16 protein-coding genes and 1 pseudogene are annotated in these 18,047 nt (G+C 56.4%); 6 read left to right on the top strand and 11 right to left on the bottom strand.

The genetic code is table 11. The annotated features are described in order from the left end of the window. A partial coding sequence (locus tag DDF70_RS30030; RefSeq protein WP_162820781.1) for a UDP-glucose dehydrogenase family protein occupies positions 1-1,331 on the top strand: 1,331 nt, incomplete at its 5' end. A 52-nt stretch (positions 1,332-1,383) separates the two neighbouring features. Further along, positions 1,384-2,358 carry a UDP-glucuronic acid decarboxylase family protein gene (locus DDF70_RS30025; protein WP_114948350.1) on the top strand — a complete coding sequence of 325 codons (975 nt, stop codon included), beginning with the start codon at positions 1,384-1,386 and terminating at the stop codon, positions 2,356-2,358. Between the two features lie 325 nt (positions 2,359-2,683). Here DDF70_RS30025 and DDF70_RS30020 read toward each other — a convergent pair. From DDF70_RS30020 to DDF70_RS29995, 6 genes and pseudogenes are all read right to left on the bottom strand, one after another. Next, positions 2,684-3,024: pseudogene (locus DDF70_RS30020) on the bottom strand (transposase domain-containing protein); the annotation flags it as partial. A gap of 93 nt (positions 3,025-3,117) precedes the next feature. Continuing rightward, on the bottom strand, positions 3,118-3,879 hold the full coding sequence (locus tag DDF70_RS30015; RefSeq protein ID WP_162820780.1) for a methionyl-tRNA formyltransferase: 762 nt from the start codon (positions 3,877-3,879) through the stop codon (positions 3,118-3,120). A gap of 128 nt (positions 3,880-4,007) precedes the next feature. Next, positions 4,008-5,000: a glycosyltransferase family 2 protein gene (locus DDF70_RS30010; protein ID WP_114948348.1), complete on the bottom strand. Its 993-nt coding sequence runs from the start codon at positions 4,998-5,000 to the stop codon at positions 4,008-4,010. Positions 5,001-5,086: 86 nt separating this feature from the next. Then, positions 5,087-6,220: a dTDP-4-amino-4,6-dideoxygalactose transaminase gene (gene rffA, locus DDF70_RS30005; protein ID WP_114948347.1), complete on the bottom strand. Its 1,134-nt coding sequence runs from the start codon at positions 6,218-6,220 to the stop codon at positions 5,087-5,089. Positions 6,221-6,296: 76 nt separating this feature from the next. Continuing rightward, entirely contained in the window at positions 6,297-7,055 is a 759-nt protein-coding gene (locus tag DDF70_RS30000; RefSeq protein ID WP_281024403.1) for a class I SAM-dependent methyltransferase, read from the bottom strand. Positions 7,056-7,217: 162 nt separating this feature from the next. Next, positions 7,218-7,619 (bottom strand): GtrA family protein, encoded by a 402-nt coding sequence (locus tag DDF70_RS29995; RefSeq protein WP_114948345.1) that lies wholly within the window; start codon positions 7,617-7,619, stop codon positions 7,218-7,220. Positions 7,620-8,010: 391 nt separating this feature from the next. Here DDF70_RS29995 and DDF70_RS29990 point away from each other — a divergent pair, with 391 nt between their 5' ends. Both DDF70_RS29990 and DDF70_RS29985 read left to right on the top strand, forming a co-directional pair. Next, entirely contained in the window at positions 8,011-9,798 is a 1,788-nt protein-coding gene (locus tag DDF70_RS29990) for a hypothetical protein (protein ID WP_162820779.1), read from the top strand. Between the two features lie 394 nt (positions 9,799-10,192). Further along, positions 10,193-10,564, top strand: a complete 372-nt coding sequence (locus tag DDF70_RS29985; protein WP_114948343.1) for an EamA family transporter — start codon at positions 10,193-10,195, stop codon at positions 10,562-10,564. 1 nt (position 10,565) lies between these two features. On the opposite strand, the gene DDF70_RS29980 is transcribed toward DDF70_RS29985, so the two are convergent. From DDF70_RS29980 to rfbB, 5 genes are all read right to left on the bottom strand, one after another. Continuing rightward, complete coding sequence (locus DDF70_RS29980) at positions 10,566-11,264, bottom strand: class I SAM-dependent methyltransferase (protein ID WP_114948342.1); 699 nt, start codon at positions 11,262-11,264, stop codon at positions 10,566-10,568. A 289-nt stretch (positions 11,265-11,553) separates the two neighbouring features. Further along, on the bottom strand, positions 11,554-12,555 hold the full coding sequence (locus DDF70_RS29975) for a glycosyltransferase family 2 protein (RefSeq protein ID WP_114948341.1): 1,002 nt from the start codon (positions 12,553-12,555) through the stop codon (positions 11,554-11,556). A gap of 338 nt (positions 12,556-12,893) precedes the next feature. Beyond that, entirely contained in the window at positions 12,894-13,784 is an 891-nt protein-coding gene (rfbA, locus tag DDF70_RS29970; RefSeq protein WP_114948340.1) for a glucose-1-phosphate thymidylyltransferase RfbA, read from the bottom strand. Between the two features lie 130 nt (positions 13,785-13,914). After that, a complete protein-coding gene (rfbC, locus tag DDF70_RS29965; RefSeq protein WP_114948339.1) occupies positions 13,915-14,469 on the bottom strand; it encodes a dTDP-4-dehydrorhamnose 3,5-epimerase in 555 nt (184 codons plus the stop codon). 64 nt (positions 14,470-14,533) lie between these two features. Further along, complete coding sequence (rfbB, locus tag DDF70_RS29960; RefSeq protein WP_425374134.1) at positions 14,534-15,553, bottom strand: dTDP-glucose 4,6-dehydratase; 1,020 nt, start codon at positions 15,551-15,553, stop codon at positions 14,534-14,536. An 82-nt stretch (positions 15,554-15,635) separates the two neighbouring features. On the opposite strand from rfbB, the gene istA reads away from it, so the two are divergent. After that, positions 15,636-17,177, top strand: coding sequence for an IS21 family transposase (gene istA / locus DDF70_RS29955; RefSeq protein ID WP_281024360.1), 1,542 nt, complete (start codon positions 15,636-15,638; stop codon positions 17,175-17,177). Between the two features lie 11 nt (positions 17,178-17,188). Continuing rightward, positions 17,189-17,941 carry an IS21-like element helper ATPase IstB gene (gene istB, locus DDF70_RS29950; protein ID WP_114945129.1) on the top strand — a complete coding sequence of 251 codons (753 nt, stop codon included), beginning with the start codon at positions 17,189-17,191 and terminating at the stop codon, positions 17,939-17,941. The last annotated feature ends 106 nt before the right edge of the window (positions 17,942-18,047 follow it).

The raw sequence follows: 18,047 nt of genomic DNA, 5'->3' as shown, positions 1-18,047 counted from the left end.
CGGGCTATGTTGGCCTGGTGTCGGGCGCCTGCTTTGCGGATTTCGGGCACGAGGTCTGCTGCGTCGACAAGGACCCGGGCAAGATCGAGGCCCTCAACCGCGGCGCCATCCCGATCTTCGAGCCCGGCCTGGCCGAGCTCGTGGCCAAGAACGTGCGCGAGGAGCGCCTGACCTTCACCACCGACTTGGCCCAGGCGGTCCAGACCGCCGAGGCCGTGTTCATTGCGGTGGGCACCCCGTCCCGCCGCGGCGACGGCCATGCCGACCTCTCTTACGTCTACCAGGCCGCGCGCGACATCGCCGCCGCCATGGACGGCTACACCGTCGTGGTGACCAAGTCGACCGTGCCGGTGGGCACCGGCGACGAGGTCGAGCGCATCATCCGCGAGACCCGGCCCGACGCCGCCTTCGCCGTGGTGTCCAACCCCGAGTTCCTGCGCGAGGGCGCGGCGATCGCCGACTTCAAGCGCCCCGACCGCATCGTGGTCGGCACCGAGGACGCGCGCGCCACCGCCGTGATGACCGAGCTCTACCGCCCGCTCTACCTCAACCAGTCGCCGCTGCTCGTCATGGCGCGGCGCACGGCCGAGCTGACCAAGTACGCCGCCAACGCGTTCCTGGCGACCAAGATCACCTTCATCAACGAGATCGCCGATTTGTGCGAGCAGGTGGGCGCCAACGTGCAGGACGTGGCCCGCGGCATCGGGCTCGACAACCGCATCGGGGCCAAGTTCCTGCATGCCGGCCCGGGCTATGGCGGCTCGTGCTTTCCCAAGGACACCCTGGCCCTGATCAAGACGGCGCAGGACCACGCGGCGCCGATGCGCATCGTCGAGACGGTGGCGGCGGTCAACAGCCAGCGCAAGCGCGCCATGGGCCGCAAGGTGATCGCCGCCTGCGGCGGCTCGGTGCGCGGCAAGACGGTGGCGGTGCTCGGCCTGACCTTCAAGCCCAACACCGACGACATGCGCGATGCGCCCTCGATCGACGTGATCACCGCGCTGCAGGATGCCGGCGCCCAGGTGAAGGCCTACGACCCGGAGGGCATGGCGGCGGCCCAGGCGGTGCTCACCGACGTGGCTTACGCCAAGGACGCCTATGATTGCGCCCGCGGGGCGGATGCGCTCGTGCTGGTGACCGAGTGGGACATGTTCCGGGCCCTCGACCTCGTGCGCCTCAAGACCACGCTTGCTGAACCGGTGGTGGTCGACCTGCGCAACGTCTACCGCCCGGACGAGATGCGCCGCCACGGCTTCACCTATGTCAGCGTCGGACGTTCGGACGATGAGTCGTCCCGGCACCGGTCGATTGCGAGGCTGTTCGCTTACTAGGACAAAAATCGCAAATCAACTCTTCACCCAAATTACTCGATCGGAAAGAACCATGCATTTGGAACGGCGTGTCCTTGTAACCGGTGGCGCAGGCTTCCTCGGTTCGCATCTCTGTGAGCGCCTGCTAAAGACAGGTAATCAAGTCCTGTGCGTTGACAACTTCTTTACAGGAACGCGGCGGAACATCGAGCACCTTCTCGATCACAAACATTTCGAACTACTTCGGCACGACATAACACATCCGCTTTATGTCGAGGTAGATGAGATCTATAATTTGGCGTGCCCTGCCTCGCCTGTTCACTACCAACGAGACCCTGTTCAAACTACAAAGACAAGCGTGATTGGAGCGATCAACGCCCTTGGTCTTGCTAAGCGACTTGGCGCGAAGGTTTTCCAGGCTTCGACAAGTGAAATTTACGGCGATCCTACAGTTCACCCCCAGCCTGAAGAGTACTGGGGCAACGTCAACTCCATCGGGCCACGGTCTTGCTACGATGAGGGGAAGCGCTGCGCCGAAACCCTATTTTTTGATTACTGGAGGCAACACCGCTTACGGATCAAGGTTGCACGCATCTTCAACACGTACGGCCCCAGAACACATCCGAATGATGGTCGAGTAGTTTCAAGCTTTATTGTCCAAGCACTGCTTAATCAAAATATTACCATTTTCGGTGAAGGACAGCAAACGCGGTCTTTCTGCTATGTCGATGATCTTATCGAGGGTTTCATTAGATTGATGGATAGTCCGTCTGACGTAACTGGTCCTGTTAACCTCGGCAATCCTGGAGAGTTTACAATCCGCGAACTTGCGGACATAGTCATTGAACTCACTGGATCAAGATCTAAAATTGTCTACCGCCCACTTCCGCAGGACGACCCAAAGCAGAGACGACCCAATATCTCGAAGGCCCAAGAACTCCTGAACTGGCAGCCGACAATTCAACTTCGGGAAGGGCTTCAGAAGACCATACCATATTTCGAACGTTTAATTTTGGATGGACAGATCTCCAAAGCGGTATTTAACTGACGAAACCAATCTATAATGACCTTTTTTCGTTTTTAAATGCAGAAGGAGTTTATGGCCTCGAAGGAAAAGTTGAACCCGTGAAAGTGAGCATTTTCCGCTCTCATGATTGCGGATAAGTTGTTTTGAAATGAAGGGTCGGTCCGTCACGTAGAAGCGACGGCCGAGGGATGTGTACGGTGGATCCAGGGTGCAGGAGGTGATCCTGACCCGTCAAACTTGTCCAGTTAGGACAACTTTTTCGGGCATTTTGATCCTTTCGGACGGTCAGTGCCGTGAAGAAGACGCGCTACACGGAGGAGCAGAGTAAGCGGGCAGCTGATGCCGTTCAGCAGCGATAATTCCACGGCATGAGGGCCTCGATCTCGCGATTGGGCCAGCCGTTGGCGATGCGCTCAAGCGTTTGCGTCAGCCAGGCGTGTGGATCGACGGTGTTCATTTTGGCCGTGATCAGAAGGCTCGCAATGGCAGCTGGAACAGCGTGCTCACGACAGCCGCCGATTCCGCCTTGCGGGCCTGCCTTCGGGCTCCCGCGTCCTTGCCACGAACCCTGTCCTCCACAGCCCAGAGCACCGCCATCTGCTCCAGCGTCTGCGCCGCCACCATCGAGGCATCCGAGACGTGCAGCTCGTAAAACTTTCACCTCACATGCGACCAGCTGGCTGCCAGCGTCACGCCTTCGCCTGCTCTCTTGAGATCACATCTGGGGGCGGGTCCAATTACGGGAAAAATTCCCACTTGTGCTGGTCCAGTTCCCAGGGATCAGATCACTCTACCTAAGCGCACACGGAGCTGGCGAAAATCATACGGGCTACCGTCTGGTCCTCGGCACTCGTTTAGTTTCAATAGACCCGATCCACAGACAACCACGGGCCTGCCCTTTTCTATTGCCCAGATCTTTCCTGGTTGCCTTATTTCGAATTTCAAGTCCTTCACCTCTGATGCATCCTCCACTGTCAGAACATGACCTTTGATAGAAGTGCGCGCGCCGGAATACGGGAACCCAACGGCGTCTATCATACGTAGGATCGCGCTTGATGACTGCGACCAATCTATTTCGTAGTCACTTCCGTCACGCCAAATGCTATAGGTCGCGAGTGAATGGTCTTGTTCATTGGTGATAAAAGAGCCATTAATCCAGTCACTGTATATCCGGGCTGCCAAGCTTACCATGAGCGCCGCCTGAAGCTCGAGAGCCGCCTTGATTTTGATCGGATAGTCTATCGGTGCTGAAAGCTGTCCAACGATCGGTCCAACGTCAATACCAGCAGTGGGGCTAAGGGCTGTTACCCCAATTTGGGGCTCTCCGTTAATAAGAGCAGTAACCGTCGGCGCAAACCCTCTGTACTTCGGCAGAAGAGAGTCATGGAATACTACGGAGAATTTTGTAATTTTCTGAAAAAGAAATTGCCATCCAACTACAAATAGTAGGTCCTCTTCAAGGGTGTGAGGATACCTGTCAGCGACAAACTCACTTGATATCTCTTCTGCAAGCGACTTGATCGCGCTAAAGCTCTGCGACATGTCGTCCTGCTGATCGTATGAGAATATTAGATCTGGTCTGATACCCTCACCGAGTAAGCCGCGCACGAAGTTGACACCTTTGAGACCGACAGCACATACAACAACTCTTCCGCTATTTCTATTCATAGCTAGGCTTGTCCTCTAGACCCTCTCAGCAACGTGTCGACAATGAATGTGGGCCGTCCCTTAGCTTCAATGAGAATCCGTCCGATATAAAGGCCTGTCAGACCGAGTCCAAAGAGAATGGATCCTGCCAAGAACCAGATGGAAAGAATTATGCTGGCCCATCCTTGTGCAGTAAAAAGCCCCATCAATCCGATTACAAGAACAATTAGCGACAGCAAAAATGAGGCAATAGCCATAATTAATCCGGCGTACATCATGAGCTTCAAGGGCCGGTCGGAAAACCCAACGACTACATTTAACCCGAGTCTGAAAAGACTTCGAAAGCTGTAGCTAGACTTGCCGGAGAACCTAGCGCTATGGCTCACTGCAACTGTCGACTGCGAGAATCCTATCCATTCGATGATTGCCGGGAAGTATTTTGACTCCTCTTGCCATGCATTGACCGCTTCGATGACCCTCTTGTGATAAATGCCGAAGTTTGCGATCTCTGCACTCTGATGAGTATTTGTGAGAAAGCTGAATATCGCATAGAATATTTTGGAAAGCGCCCTGCGATATAGCGGGTCGTTCCGCTCTCCACGTCTAGCACGGACAATGTCAAACGACCCGGCTTTTGCAACCCCCAACATCGCCGGCACTTCTTCTGGCTGGTCTTGAAGATCACAGTCCATGACTACGACCCATTCACCTCGGACGATTGATAGGCCAGCATTGATAGCCGCATGCTGTCCGAAGTTGCGCGACAAGCGCATTCCAAGAACGCTAGGGTCCATAACAACTAATCGCTTTATGGCCTCCCATGACCCCACTGGACAGCGGTCGTCGACGAGAATCACCTCATGCGAAACCCCTAATGTGCGGCAGACAACTGCAATCCTCTCACAGAGTGGTTCTAGACTTTGGGGAGAGCCATATACTGGAATAACAAACGAAAGCTCAGGCCCACCGGAGGAATATTCCGTCGCGTCGACACGATTTCTTTGATCTACATTCATACACAACAGCCTTAGAATTGTGGATGCGGCTCAGAGGACTTCAGCTGGCTCTTAGCGTATCGCCTGATAGTCAGAAAGATGCCCTCTCAAAGCATTTGATCTAAGTGGTGAACCACACGGTCAATCACACGCTCAAGCTGCTCCCCTATCTGAGGAAAGAGTGGTAATCGAACCAGTCTGTCACTTAAGTTTTCGGTATAGGGGAGCATTCCACTAGTCTTTGCGAGCTTTAGCCCAGCCGGCGAGGTGTGGAGTGGAACGTAGTGGAACGGCGCATTAATTCCATCTTCCCTCAATCGCGCAATAAGGCTCTGTCTGAGTTCAAGATTAGGCAGAATAATATAGTACAGATGAGCGTTATGCGTGCATGTCTGAGGAATGAATGGCAATCCTAGACCGCGATTGTGGAACGGCTGCAAGGCTTCATTGTATCGTGTCCATGTTGTCATCCGGTCGCTCTGGATAACATCGATCCTGTCCAGCTGCCCATGGAGAAATGCAGCGATCAACTCACCTGGAAGAAACGAAGATCCCGCATCGACCCATGTATATTTGTCAACTTGGCCGCGGAAGAATCGCTTCCTGTTTGTCCCCTTCTCTCTAATGATCTCTGCCCGCTCAATCAGGCCTTTATCATTGATGGCGAGAGCTCCCCCTTCTCCCGATATGATGTTTTTTGTCTCATGGAAGCTAAATGCAGCGAGATGTCCCAAGGAGCCTGCGCTTCGGCCCTTATACGTTGAGCCCAGCGCTTGAGCCGCATCTTCAACGACATAGAGATTGTATTGCCGCGCGATCTCATTGATGCGGTCCATCTCAGCAGGTACACCAGCATAGTGAACAGGAAAGATCGCTTTCGTCCGTGGAGTGATCGCCGATTCGATAAGATCCTCATCGATGTTGAGAGTATCTGGACGTATGTCGACGAAGACGGGCACACCGCGACGAAGCACGACCGCATTGGCGGTAGAAACGAAGGTATACGACGGCATAATAACCTCGTCGCCCGGCTCAATCCCGATCAGCATCGCGGCCATTTCAAGTGCTGCAGTGCATGAATGAGTAAGTAGAACCGCTTCGGCGCCAATCAAACGTATCAGCTGAGCTTGGCACTTGTAGGTAAAGCTGCCATCTCCTGAAAGCTGACCCAGACCGATAGCCTCACGAATATGTTCCAATTCAAGACCAGCGAGAGTGGGTCGGTTGAATGGGATGTTCATCTGGAATGCACCTTTGAGCTTTCATTATTGAGGCGAGTGATTGAAATTGGCTCCCTGCACCTGAAGCCCTGAGAAATTAAAGCCGCCTTGCTACAACGACGCGACTTCCACCCACAGGCCATTTGACCCCTGCCTCGGTCAAATGAACCTCGGCTCCGAGAATCACAGACAGCGTTCGGTTTAGCCAATCCTTCATTCGGAATTCTGAGAGCGGGTCCAGTCTGGCACCTTTCCGCTCTTTCCAAATCATTTGCCGCCGGCTGAGGATCATTAGTGGAAGCAGAAAAGTGTTAAATGACGTGCTATGCAGCACCTCAAAGCCGGCCTTGTGGAGTTTTTGCTCTAGCTCCCCCCGTGCATAGCGCCGCTGGTGAAAAGCTGCGTCGTCCGCAGGGCTCCATAAATTGGGATGTTGGGGTACGGCGATAATTGCCCCGCCCCCAGGCCTAAGGGCGGTCTGGATTTCGGAAAGCACATCTTCATCTTCGGGAATGTGCTCGATGACGTCAAATGCTCCGATAACGTCAAATTGACCAGTTGCAGGGATCCGCCGAGCGTCCATTTGGAGGAGCAACACCTCGTCCCCCAGACGCTTCCTAGCATACGCGAGACCCTGCGGGTGCAACTCGCTTCCAGACAGACGCAGAGTGGGGAATCGCTCTCGCAGAGCGAGCAAGACAGACCCAGTCCCGCAACCGATCTCCAGCATGTCCTGTGCGGCGGGGAAGTATCTTGCTATCAATGACGTCAGCAAACGAGCACGATTTACGAACCAGAAACTGTGCCTCTCAAATTCCACAAGACTGTCGAAGAGCCTTGGGTTGAATCCAGTCATCGTATCGATGAGGTCAGGAGCAAAGCACGGTACACCATCTTGATGGACGACCTCGTAACCACATGCAACACAGTTCCAATCAGAGGCAGAGAGGCGCCCCCCTTGCATTCCGTTCTGCTTCTGACAGCTGGGACAGTCCCACATGCTTTTGTTCGCCTGATCTTAAATGTGAGCGTTAGAGGGACTGCGTCCCACCGCTTTGAACACCCAATACCGTTGCAAAGCGAAAAAGCCAAGTGTTGCTGTGGCCAAGCCGAACAGAAACACCCATTGGTGTGGGAGCAATAGCTTATCGACTCCTACAAACAGGATTAGCCACTGAGCAGTATAGCTAAGGAAATAGCCAAAGCTATACCGCAACAGAGAAGAAAATTTATTTCCACTAAAACGGAAAGCCCACGCGCGCTGCAAAGTATAGGAAATAAAAAACCCTATTCCACTTGCGATTGTCAGAGCTGTTCCTGGATACAGATTCCAGACAAGGGTAGCCATATAATACAGACACAAAACGACCGCATTACTCCCGGCACCTACACAAAGATAGCGCATAAGTTGCTTCGCCATCGTCTCGCTTCTTCCCTTTACTAGTTAAACTTGCTTAAGGTGGCTTGAACTCCTCCGCTAGTCAGATACTAAACTGGGCGGGAGGAGCGATTAAATCAGAACCGTGGCAGTTGGTACGTCATGCGGTGCGATAAGGGCAAGCAGCTAGCACCTAGTTCAGGCGGATGTGCGATCAACTCCTCAGCGGACATTAGATCGGCATGCTGGGGCTGATAGATCCTCAGGACTGTGTCCGTTCCATGCAAGGGGCTGGCAGGGTCTGGGTGAACAGCCCTTAAACTTGACCCTGCTCCCAAGGGCGATTAGGGACCGACACAGTTTCAGGCGATAAGGCAGGCCGCTTCTTATGCTCCAAAGGTTGCTGGTTGACCGACTTCTCGTAGCGGTCGCCGTGTTTACGACGTTTTATATCAGCATCAAGTTCATCTTTTTGCGCTATGGCCTCGTGTTCCCCGGCTATGGCCTCTTCGCACTGAGCTGTGGCGCCCTCGCAGCGATCCTGTTCGCTCGCTCGATCCGGCCATCGCCATTTCTTCTATCGAGAACTGATATAACGGCCTCTGCCGTGGTGGTTGGCCTGTTTGGCCTCCTCGTTGGAGCCGAGTTCTCGTCTGGGTACATTCTTCCCGTACACGACCCAATCGCGGTTCCGATTTTCGGACAGATTATCGCCGGTGGCCGCTTGCCGATGGACGTCTACCAGCCCGGAGACTCTGGTTTTACGTACCCGCCTGGCTACCCCATCCTCATTTCGCCGCTATTTGGCTTTGCCTCTAAGTACAGAATCCTCTTTTTGTTTAAATTGCTTAATCTGGCTGTCGTTGTTGCGACGCCTGCTGTATGGGCCTGGGGCATAGCCCGACTTTTCCCGTCCAAAATCCGCCCGTCACTCCTCCTTGCTGGAACGTACGTCGCGTTCTTTGGTCTTGAAAGGACCCTTCCTTTTACCCTGCCCTTCGCGGGCAAAAACGCAATGCTGCTGGCTGGGCTGTTGTGTCCCATCATCATCGTTGTTCTGCTCGAGAGCTCCCGGTCCCTGTGGCAGTTCGCAATCGGAACCGTAGCCCTGTTTGGCCTCACGCTGATCCATTTTTCAGCCCTTCATATGACGGCCGCTTTGCTGGCGGGCTACCTTCTCGTTCGCCTCATTGAGCGAGATATAGATCTCAGGCAAATTGTCCTATTAGGCGCAGCAGGAGTTCTGACTGCGATCGGCATTCTGTTCACCCTGCAGGAAGTCGTACGGGATCCGCGTGCTGGCGGCTTTGGGAGCCCTGAAATCCTCTCGGGCCTCTCGCTCATGGCGGCCGCCTTCACGTCCGAGCAGAACTGGCTGATGACCATCTATGCGTCGCAGGACTTTGGCGTCGCGGGGTCTCCCTACAAGGGACTTCAACTGCTCCTCTGCTTCGGAGGGCCGCTGCTGGCATCATGGCTTGTACCGTCTAGCAAGAACCTTCGCGCCCTCCGCCAGATCTCTATAGCATTTTTTACAGCGCTTGTGTTGAGCCTGGCATTCGCGTTTCGGGTTATCCCCGCGGGTATCCAGGCCGAGTTTGTCGGTTGGTATCTCTTCTTTCTACAAGCGGGCCTTTTCACGTCAGGCATTCTGACCGTACTGGTCCTGGCACGCGAAGGAAATATTTTAACGCGGCGGATCTTCACTGCAGCTGCGATTGTCGGCGGCTTGTCCGCTGTTGCTCTGATCTCCTTCGATACAGTTCACTATACCAAGTGGAACAACTCCCAGAGAGTATCAAAAGCAGACTTATCTCAAGTCGCTCATACAATCTCGGACGCGGCAGAGGGTCGACAGTGCCTCCTTATCTCCGAGTCGATCGGGATGGTGAATGACTTCGTGATCTTTCAGCTTGCGAAACCATTAGAATATGTCGAGTACCTGACAAATTGTAATTTTGTAAATGGCTCGTACGTACATCGAAGCCTTCCACATGCTCGCGATCTCGATGGCATGCCGCCTCCATCTATCCTGACCTCGCTGCCATCGGATGCTGCCATCCTCGTGATTGCCCAGCCAGAGCGGTTGCAGAAGTATACAGCTCAGCTAAACGACGCCAATCTGGCGCATAAATTGACCGCTCTCGGAACAACGGCAGGCTTGGGCGTGTGGCGGATCACGCTGGGAGACGCGGAGCGAACCGTGCCCCCCGGTCCATAGCGGACGCGTTCAAGGATCATCTTGCAGGACACGACCTTCGATAGCGCGGGAGCTTCGCATGAGGTGGGCAAGAGAGTTTCTCGACGATCTTGCCAAGCGTATGAGGGCCTCCGACCCTTGATATCCGACAGCGCTCCTCGGAATCGGCGAATCCCGAAACGTCTAGATCTCGCACATACTCGACCAGTCCGCGGATTCGGCACAAACTTCTATCTAGCCAGCTTTTAGATGTGACCGACGCACAGCGATCTGCGTGCAAGATTGGTTTAACCTCCTTAAAGTGTTCTATGAGATGCAGGGCCGGATCACACGCGATTGATTGCATCAATCACAGGGTAACAAGTGTCATCGTGCGAGCGCGGTCAGCTGAAATGCCCGGTTGCCTTGGTCGCCGATGGCGCATATCCACAAGCCATTACCTGACGAGGCAACAATGCGCTATCTCCTCCTCTTCGGCACCGTTGCCGCTCTCGCGGTCGGCCAAATCCTGTTCAAGCTGGCATCGCGAAATCTCAACGGCGGAGCTTGGGGTTTTCTCTTCAGTCCGGTTTTTATCCTGGCCCTCGCGGTATATGGCGTGGCAACACTCGCCTGGATCTTTGCGCTGCGCCAATGGCCTTTAACAATTGCCTATCCGGCGAATGCTCTTGCGATCGTCATCGTTCTGGTTTGCGGCGTGCTCTTCTTTGGCGAGAGCCTAAACCAGTTGCAGATCCTGGGCCTTGTTGCGATCCTCGGTGGCTTGGCTCTCCTTGGGTTAGCGTGACTTAGGAAAGATCCTCCCGGTAATATATGTCGCGTCCGATTAGCTCGCAAACGTGCTGCTCTGGAACAGGGATCATGGCTCGCAGGAAACTGTGCGGATACGCGAAGAAGTTGAAATGCGGGTTGAATGTGTAGAGGCTTTCACGCTCCATTGGCACAACAATGATTAGGCGCTTCGCTGCGATCCGGCGTAACTCCGCAATGGCGTTACGGTAATCCAGAACATGCTCTATCACGTGAGTGCAGATCACAGTATCGAATTCTTGATTTTTGAAGGGGAGGCTCTCCACCCTCCCCTCAAAAAACTCAATGCCAATGTTTTCGGGCAGTTGAGGAACAACAATCTCGGTCCCGACCAAGCGTGCGGGCTTGGTGCGACTGATTTCACGGATATAGCGGAGCAGATATCCAGTCCCGCAACCCACGTCGCAAACCGAGAAACCAACAACATCCTGAGCGACTCTCTGAAGGCAAGCTTCGGAATTGTCGGTACCGCTGTGGATATGCGGGGAGTCGCGGTAAAAGCTCGTATATTCCGCCTCTGTTAGAAAGGGAGCTCGCCTGCGGAATTCGGACGCGGCATCGACATAGTTCCCAAAAACCGCATGGGCTGCTAGGCGGAAGGCGCCTGAGTCCCGGATGATCGGCGGCAACAGATCCTCAATCACAAACCTGATTTTATTACTGGTTTCACGCTTCATGAAGGCCCGCCTGAATCGCTTCCAAGCGTGAGTTTACTATAACTCGTTCCTAACAGAACCCATAAGACAGCATTTCCTGATTGGGTCCTGCGCCGAATGTCGCAACGCCTTACGACGAATGTAGGCTTCCTTTTTCACGCGCTGAATCACCACAGTTCGAGGCATGCAGAGAACCGGATAGGTTTTCGGCGTCCGCTTGCTTGAGCATTTTGTCCCGGCAGCGCCATTAGTTGTCGCGCTGCCGCGATTCCGCGGCTAAACGCGGCGAGCGATACCCCCACCCTTGCTCTCATCCATTTGCATCCTTTTCAGCAAATTGCCTGAGCGGCCGCAAGGCTTTTGTACCGAGCAGAACATGAAGAGGCCGATGCGGAGCTGATGCAATATCAGCTGAGAAAAAGAACAGCAGAAACTGAATGCCTAGCAGGATCGATAGAGTCGCGATCATAATGGTACCAGTTGGTGTTGGAGCCTCGCTACCAAGGTGAGCACCCCAGTTTATGGCCCCAAATATCAGCCCAAAAATGAATAAGGGCGCGCCAGCCACCAGGCACAGAGATGCCAACGAAAAATCTCGAACAAAATAGTTTAACGCAACCCGTCGGAGAAACCGGGTGATGTGCGCCCAAGTAAAAGGCAGCAAAATGGATTTTATTTTTAGGTTGCTTTCTTCCTCTCCGTAATGGGCTATGATGGGGATATCGATGACCACGGCTCGGAGCAGTCCCAAGTAGAACAGCATATCCGTTTCGAAGAAAAACCGCTTAGCGATGCGATCAATTGGCAGAAGCGGCACAAGGCAGGCGTGGATTGCTGTATAGCCATTTGAGGGGTCGACATTACTCCAATAGCCCGTTGAAATTTTCGTCATCAAGGAGAGGACGGCGTTCCCAAAGATACGCACACGTGGCATTGAGGACAGGGATACGGCATCAAAAAATCTGTTCCCTTTGGTATAATCTGCCTGCCCAGACAGGATCGGCCGGACAAAGTATGAGATGAGACCTGGGTCCATCTGAGCGTCAGCATCTAGTTTGACAATTACAGTCGCATTGTCCGCCGCGGCAGCGCGATAGCCCGCTAAGGTTGCCCCACCCACCCCCTGATTGATTTCGTTGTGGAGCACGCGAATACGCTGATCTGTGCACTGCTCAGCGACAAAATTTCCCGTTTGCTCGGGGCAAGCGTCATCAACCACATAGACTTTGTCTACCTCTGGACCTATCTGAGCGAGGACGGAGAGGATGGTCGCTTTTGCGCGATAGGTTGGGATCACAACAGCGATCGACATTGTGCACCTTATGTCAGCGTGTGAAATGAGGGAGCCATCCCCTTGAGCACGATTGGCGGAACATGATCAAGCTCAATGTAGCGACCATCTATGCTAACGTTTGTCTGTTCATGCGACCAGAAAATTGGGCCAAGCCCAACACCACTGAGGGCGGATTGCAGTCCAGCGCTCGTGCTCTTGAATCACGAGATAAGCAGGCCTGTTCCGCGATGGATGTGCCGTCACACCGCCCGTCCTCTCCCGGCGGCATGACGTGATAAAGTCTTTCTTTGTCACGGCCTTCCCGTTGGTCCCTGCGCATGTATGTGATGCTTTAGCTGTCCGGTGACCGAGAGTAACTAAATGTGCTGATGTGAAGCCTCAGCTTCGTCTGCGATCCTGATCAGATAACGACCATAGTCGCTCTTGCCCAGCTTTTCTCCCAGGCGCACAAGATCGTCACAGGTGATCAATCCAAGAGTAAATGCGATTTCTTCGGGACACGCAATCCGTAGACCCTGCCGCTGTTCCAGAGCCCGGACAAATGCGCTTGCATCAATTAGGCTCTCATGCGTTCCCGTATCCAGCCAAGCAAAGCCGCGGCCCATCCGCTCAACGTTGAGGTCACCCCGCTCGAGATAGACGCGATTGACATCCGTAATCTCTAACTCGCCACGCGCGGAGGGCTTAATGTTGGCGGCAATGTCGACCACTGACGCATCATAGAAATAAAGACCCGTGACAGCCCAGTGGGAGCGAGGCCGCTGGGGCTTTTCTTCAATGGAGATTGCCCGGCCCGTTTGGTTGAATTCGACGACGCCGTAGCGATCGGGATCATTGACGTAGTAGCCGAAAACAGTCGCGCCATGTCGGCGCGCACGTGCTGCACCCAAGAGCTCTGGCAGACCATGGCCATAGAAGATATTATCGCCGAGCACGAGAGCTGAAGGTTCGCCACGCACAAAATCAGCCCCGATATGATAGGCCTGCGCGAGTCCCTCCGGCTTCGGCTGCACGGCATAGGTGAACTGGAGCCCCCATTGCGAGCCGTCCCCGAGCAGCCGTTGGAACTGCGGCATGTCGTGGGGGGTCGAGATGATCAGAATTTCACGAATGCCTGCCAACATGAGCACGCTGAGCGGATAGTAGATCATCGGCTTGTCATAGACCGGCAGAAGCTGTTTTGATGTGACAAGCGTCAAGGGATGGAGGCGTGTGCCACTCCCGCCTGCTAAGATAATGCCCTTCATTGTACTTTTCCTTCGGTCAAATGTTCGTCCACCAGACGAGCGAGGCAGGCACTCCGGGAGATCTGCGACTCTGGCAGTTTCCTGCCATGAGCCAGGAAGAGCTCAGAGCCATTGGTTGCCCTCTGATCGCCTAGTCGAAATACTGCGGCAGATCAGCCAAGCGCGGATGGCGACGATCTTTGTCGGAGAGGACAGCGGATTCAGGTGCGACCGGCCACTGGATCCCGAGCGCGGGATCATCCCACGCCAGACCATGATCATGCGCTGCGGAGTAGTAGCCGCTCACCTTGTAGAGCACTTCCGTGTTCGGCTCCAAGGTGCAGAACCCATGCGCAAAGCCGACTGGGACCAACAGCTGCAGGCCGTTCTCGGCCGAAAGTTCGACCGCGACATGCTGCCCATAGGTCGGCGAGGAGCGCCGAATGTCGAGGGCCACATCAAGGATGCGGCCGCGAATGACCCGGATGAGCTTGTCCTGAGCGAACGGATCACTCTGAAAATGCAGCCCTCGCACTGTTCCTGGTTCGGCGGACAGCGAGTGGTTGTCCTGAACAAAGGTCAGGTTGATGCCCGCCTGAGCGAACTTCTCAAGATTGTAAACTTCCGAGAAGAAGCCGCGGTGATCGCCAAAGCGCGGGGGCTTCACGATTTTCACAGCTGGAATGGCTGTTGGATAGATTTCCACGACGTCCTCCGCACGGCGGCATCAAGATTGACCGTGATCACGATCACGGTCTTGGTCCCTTTGACTAAACGGCAACCCCGAGGCGCTCACCCCGATAGACACCCGTGCGCACCCGCTCCCACCAAGGGCGGTTGACGAGGTACCATTCGACGGTCTTGCGCAGGCCGGATTCAAAGGTTTCGTCCGGCCGCCAGCCAAGGTCGCGCTCAATCTTCGACGCATCAATGGCATAGCGCAGATCGTGCCCTGGACGGTCAGTCACGTAAGTGATGAGGTTTTCGCGCGGGCCAATCGCGTCATTGGGGGCCAACTCATCGACCAGGGCACAGATCGCACGCACCACGTCAATGTTACGGCGCTCATTGTGCCCGCCGATGGCATAAGTCTCTCCCGGGCGGCCGCGCTCGACAACGCGGATCAGGGCTCGGGCGTGATCGTCCACGTAGAGCCAATCGCGGACGTTCTCGCCCTTGCCGTAAACGGGGAGCGGCTTGCCCTCAAGGGCATTGAGAATGATCAGCGGGATCAGCTTTTCGGGGAAATGGTAGGGGCCATAGTTATTGGAGCAGTTGGTCACCAGCGTCGGCAGACCATAGGTATGGTACCACGCGCGGACAAAGTGGTCGGAGGCCGCTTTTGACGCCGAATAGGGTGAGCTTGGCTGATAAGGATATTCCTCATGGAAGAAACCCTCCTCCCCCAGCGTGCCGAAGACCTCATCGGTCGAGATATGATGGAAGCGGAAGGACGCCTGGCGCTCAGCAGAGAGCCCACGCCAATATCCAAGAGCGGCCTGGAGCAGCGTATAGGTGCCGACCACGTTCGTCTGAACGAACTCGCCCGGCCCGTCGATCGAGCGGTCGACATGGCTTTCGGCCGCCAGATGCATGATCACATCGGGCTGATACTCGTCCAGAATGGAGCGCATGCGCTCGGCATCGGCGATATCAGCCTGCACGAAGCTGTAGCGGGCATCATTCGCGACCGGCTTCAACGAATGCGGATTCCGATTCAATCCGGACGGGGATTCCGATTTGACGCCGGACAGCATTCCGGAATGAAGCCGGACACCGTTCCGATCAATTACCGGACACTTTCCCCACTCTGATGATCCCCTGGGTCAGCAACTCGGGCATCACCCTCCTCACGTCATCGAGGAGAATGGAATGCCCGCCAAGAGGAAGCTGACCATGAGACAGTTGAGACAGATGCTGCGCCTGGCCCGGGACGGCATCAGCGTGCGTGACATCGCCGAGAGGCTCGGGATCGCGCGCAGCACCGTCCAGGAGAACCTCAAGCGCGCCGAGCAGGCCGGCTTGAGCTGGCCCTTGCCCGGCGACCTGACCGACGAGGCCCTGGAGAACAGGCTTTTCGCCCGCGCCGGCGTCAAGCAGGGACAGCGCCGGCGGCCCGAGCCCCACTGGGCCGAAGCCATCGTCGAATTGAAGAAGCCCGGCGTCACCCTGCAAATCCTCTGGGAGGAGTACCGGGCCGTCCATTCCAACGGCTATGGCTACAGCCGCTTCTGCGAGCTCTTCCGCTCGTTTGAGAGCCGGCTCTCGCCGACCATGCGCCAGGACCATATTGCCGGCGACAAAGTGTTCGTCGACTATTCCGGCAAGAAGATCGCCATCGTTGATTCCGACACCGGCGAGATCCGCCAGGCCGAGATCTTCGTCGCCGTGCTCGGCGCCTCCAACTTCACCTACGCTGAGGCGACCTGGACCCAGTCCCTGCCGGACTGGATTGGCGCGCATGGGCGCATGTTCCGCGTCTTCGGCGGCGTTCCGCGCCTGATCGTGCCGGACAATCTCAAGTCAGGGGTCAACCGGGCCTCGTTCTACGATCCCGAGATCAACCGCAGCTACGGCATGATGGCCGCGCATTACGGCATCGGCATCCTGCCGGCGCGGCCACGAAAGCCCAAGGACAAAGCCAAAGTGGAGAATGGCGTGCGCTTTGCCCAGACCTGCATTCTCGGACGGCTGCGGCACCAGACTTTCTTCTCGCTGGCCGAAGCCAATGCGGCGATTGCCGGCGCGTGCGAGCGCATCAACGATCATGTCGTGCGCCGCCTCGGGGTCAGCCGCCGGCATCTCTTCGAGACGATGGAGCGCCCGGCGCTCGCGCCGCTGCCGGGCGACGACTACGAGTTCGCCGAATGGCGCTTCGTGCGGGTCGGCACGGACTATCACGTCGAGTACGACGGCTTCTTCTATTCGGTTCCGCACGGCCTGATCCGCGCGCAGGTCGACCTGCGGGCCACCAGCCGCACGATCGAGATCTTCCACCGCGGCCAGCGCGTGGCAACCCATCAGCGCCGCTACGGTGGGCGCCGGCACGGCACCGACCCGGACCACATGCCGAGTTCCCATCGGCGCTATGCCGACTGGACCCCGGAGCGCTTCCGCCGTTGGGCGGCGTCCGTCGGCCCTCAGACGGAAGGTCTGATCACGGCTATTCTGGCGCGCCGCCCGCATCCTGAGCAGGGCTTCCGGACTTGCCTCGGGGTTCTGCGCCTGTTGCGCGATCTCGAACCCGCTCGCGCTGAAGCGGTGTCGGCCCGCGCTCTCCAGATCGGGGCGCTCACCTCCAAGAGCATCGCCTCGATCCTGGCCAACCGCCTGGCCGCCCAACCCGCCCGCGACCCCGAGCCCACCGCCATTCTGGAGCACGCCAACCTGCGCGGCCCCGGCTACTTCCACTAAGGAGATCCTGCATGTTGACCCATCCCACTCTCGCTCTGCTGGCCGATCTTGGTCTTCACGGCATGGCCAGTGCCTTCAAGGCTCTGCAATCCCAGCCCGAGGCTCGGGCTCTCGAGCATGGCGACTGGCTTGCACTGCTGCTCGAACGCGAGGCGACGCTGCGCTGTCAGAAGCGGTTTGAGAGCCGGGCGCGGGCGGCCCGCCTGCGCCATGACGCGCATGTCGAGGATGTCGACTTCAGGGCGGCGCGCGGTCTCGACCGCGGGCTCTTTCTCAAGCTGGCCGGCTGCGATTGGATCCGTGAACGACGCGGGCTCCTGCTGACCGGACCAGCCGGGGTCGGCAAAAGCTGGTTGGCCTGCGCGCTGGGCCAGAAGGCGTGCCGGGAGGACTTCTCGGTCGCTTATCACCGTGCCCCGCGGCTGTTTGCGGCGCTTGGTCTGGCCCGCGGGGACGGCCGCTACGCGCGCATGCTCAAGGCGCTGGCCCGCGTGGATCTTCTCATCCTTGATGATTGGGGGCCCGAGAAGCTCGCTGACGATCAGCGGCGGGATCTGCTGGAGATCGTCGAGGACCGGTACGAGCGGCGCTCCACCATCGTGACGAGCCAGATCCCGGTCGACCGCTGGTATGAGATCATCGGCAATCCGACCATCGCCGATGCGATCCTGGATCGCCTGGTCCACAATGCTTACAGGATTGAACTGTCCGGCGAGAGCCTGCGCAAGCAGCGCTCCCCGGCCGCTGCATCATCGTCCGATTGACGACCGGCCAATCCCACTCCACCATCTCCCATGACCCAGGATCAAACGAGGAGAGTGTCCGGCTTCAGATCGGAACGCTGTCCGGAATGAAATCGGAATGGGTGTC

The sequence above is a fragment of the Microvirga calopogonii genome, from assembly GCF_003347665.1.
Taxonomy (GTDB): domain Bacteria; phylum Pseudomonadota; class Alphaproteobacteria; order Rhizobiales; family Beijerinckiaceae; genus Microvirga; species Microvirga calopogonii.
The sequence above is the reverse complement of the archived record's forward strand: the minus strand, read 5'-3'. Positions and strand labels throughout refer to the sequence as shown.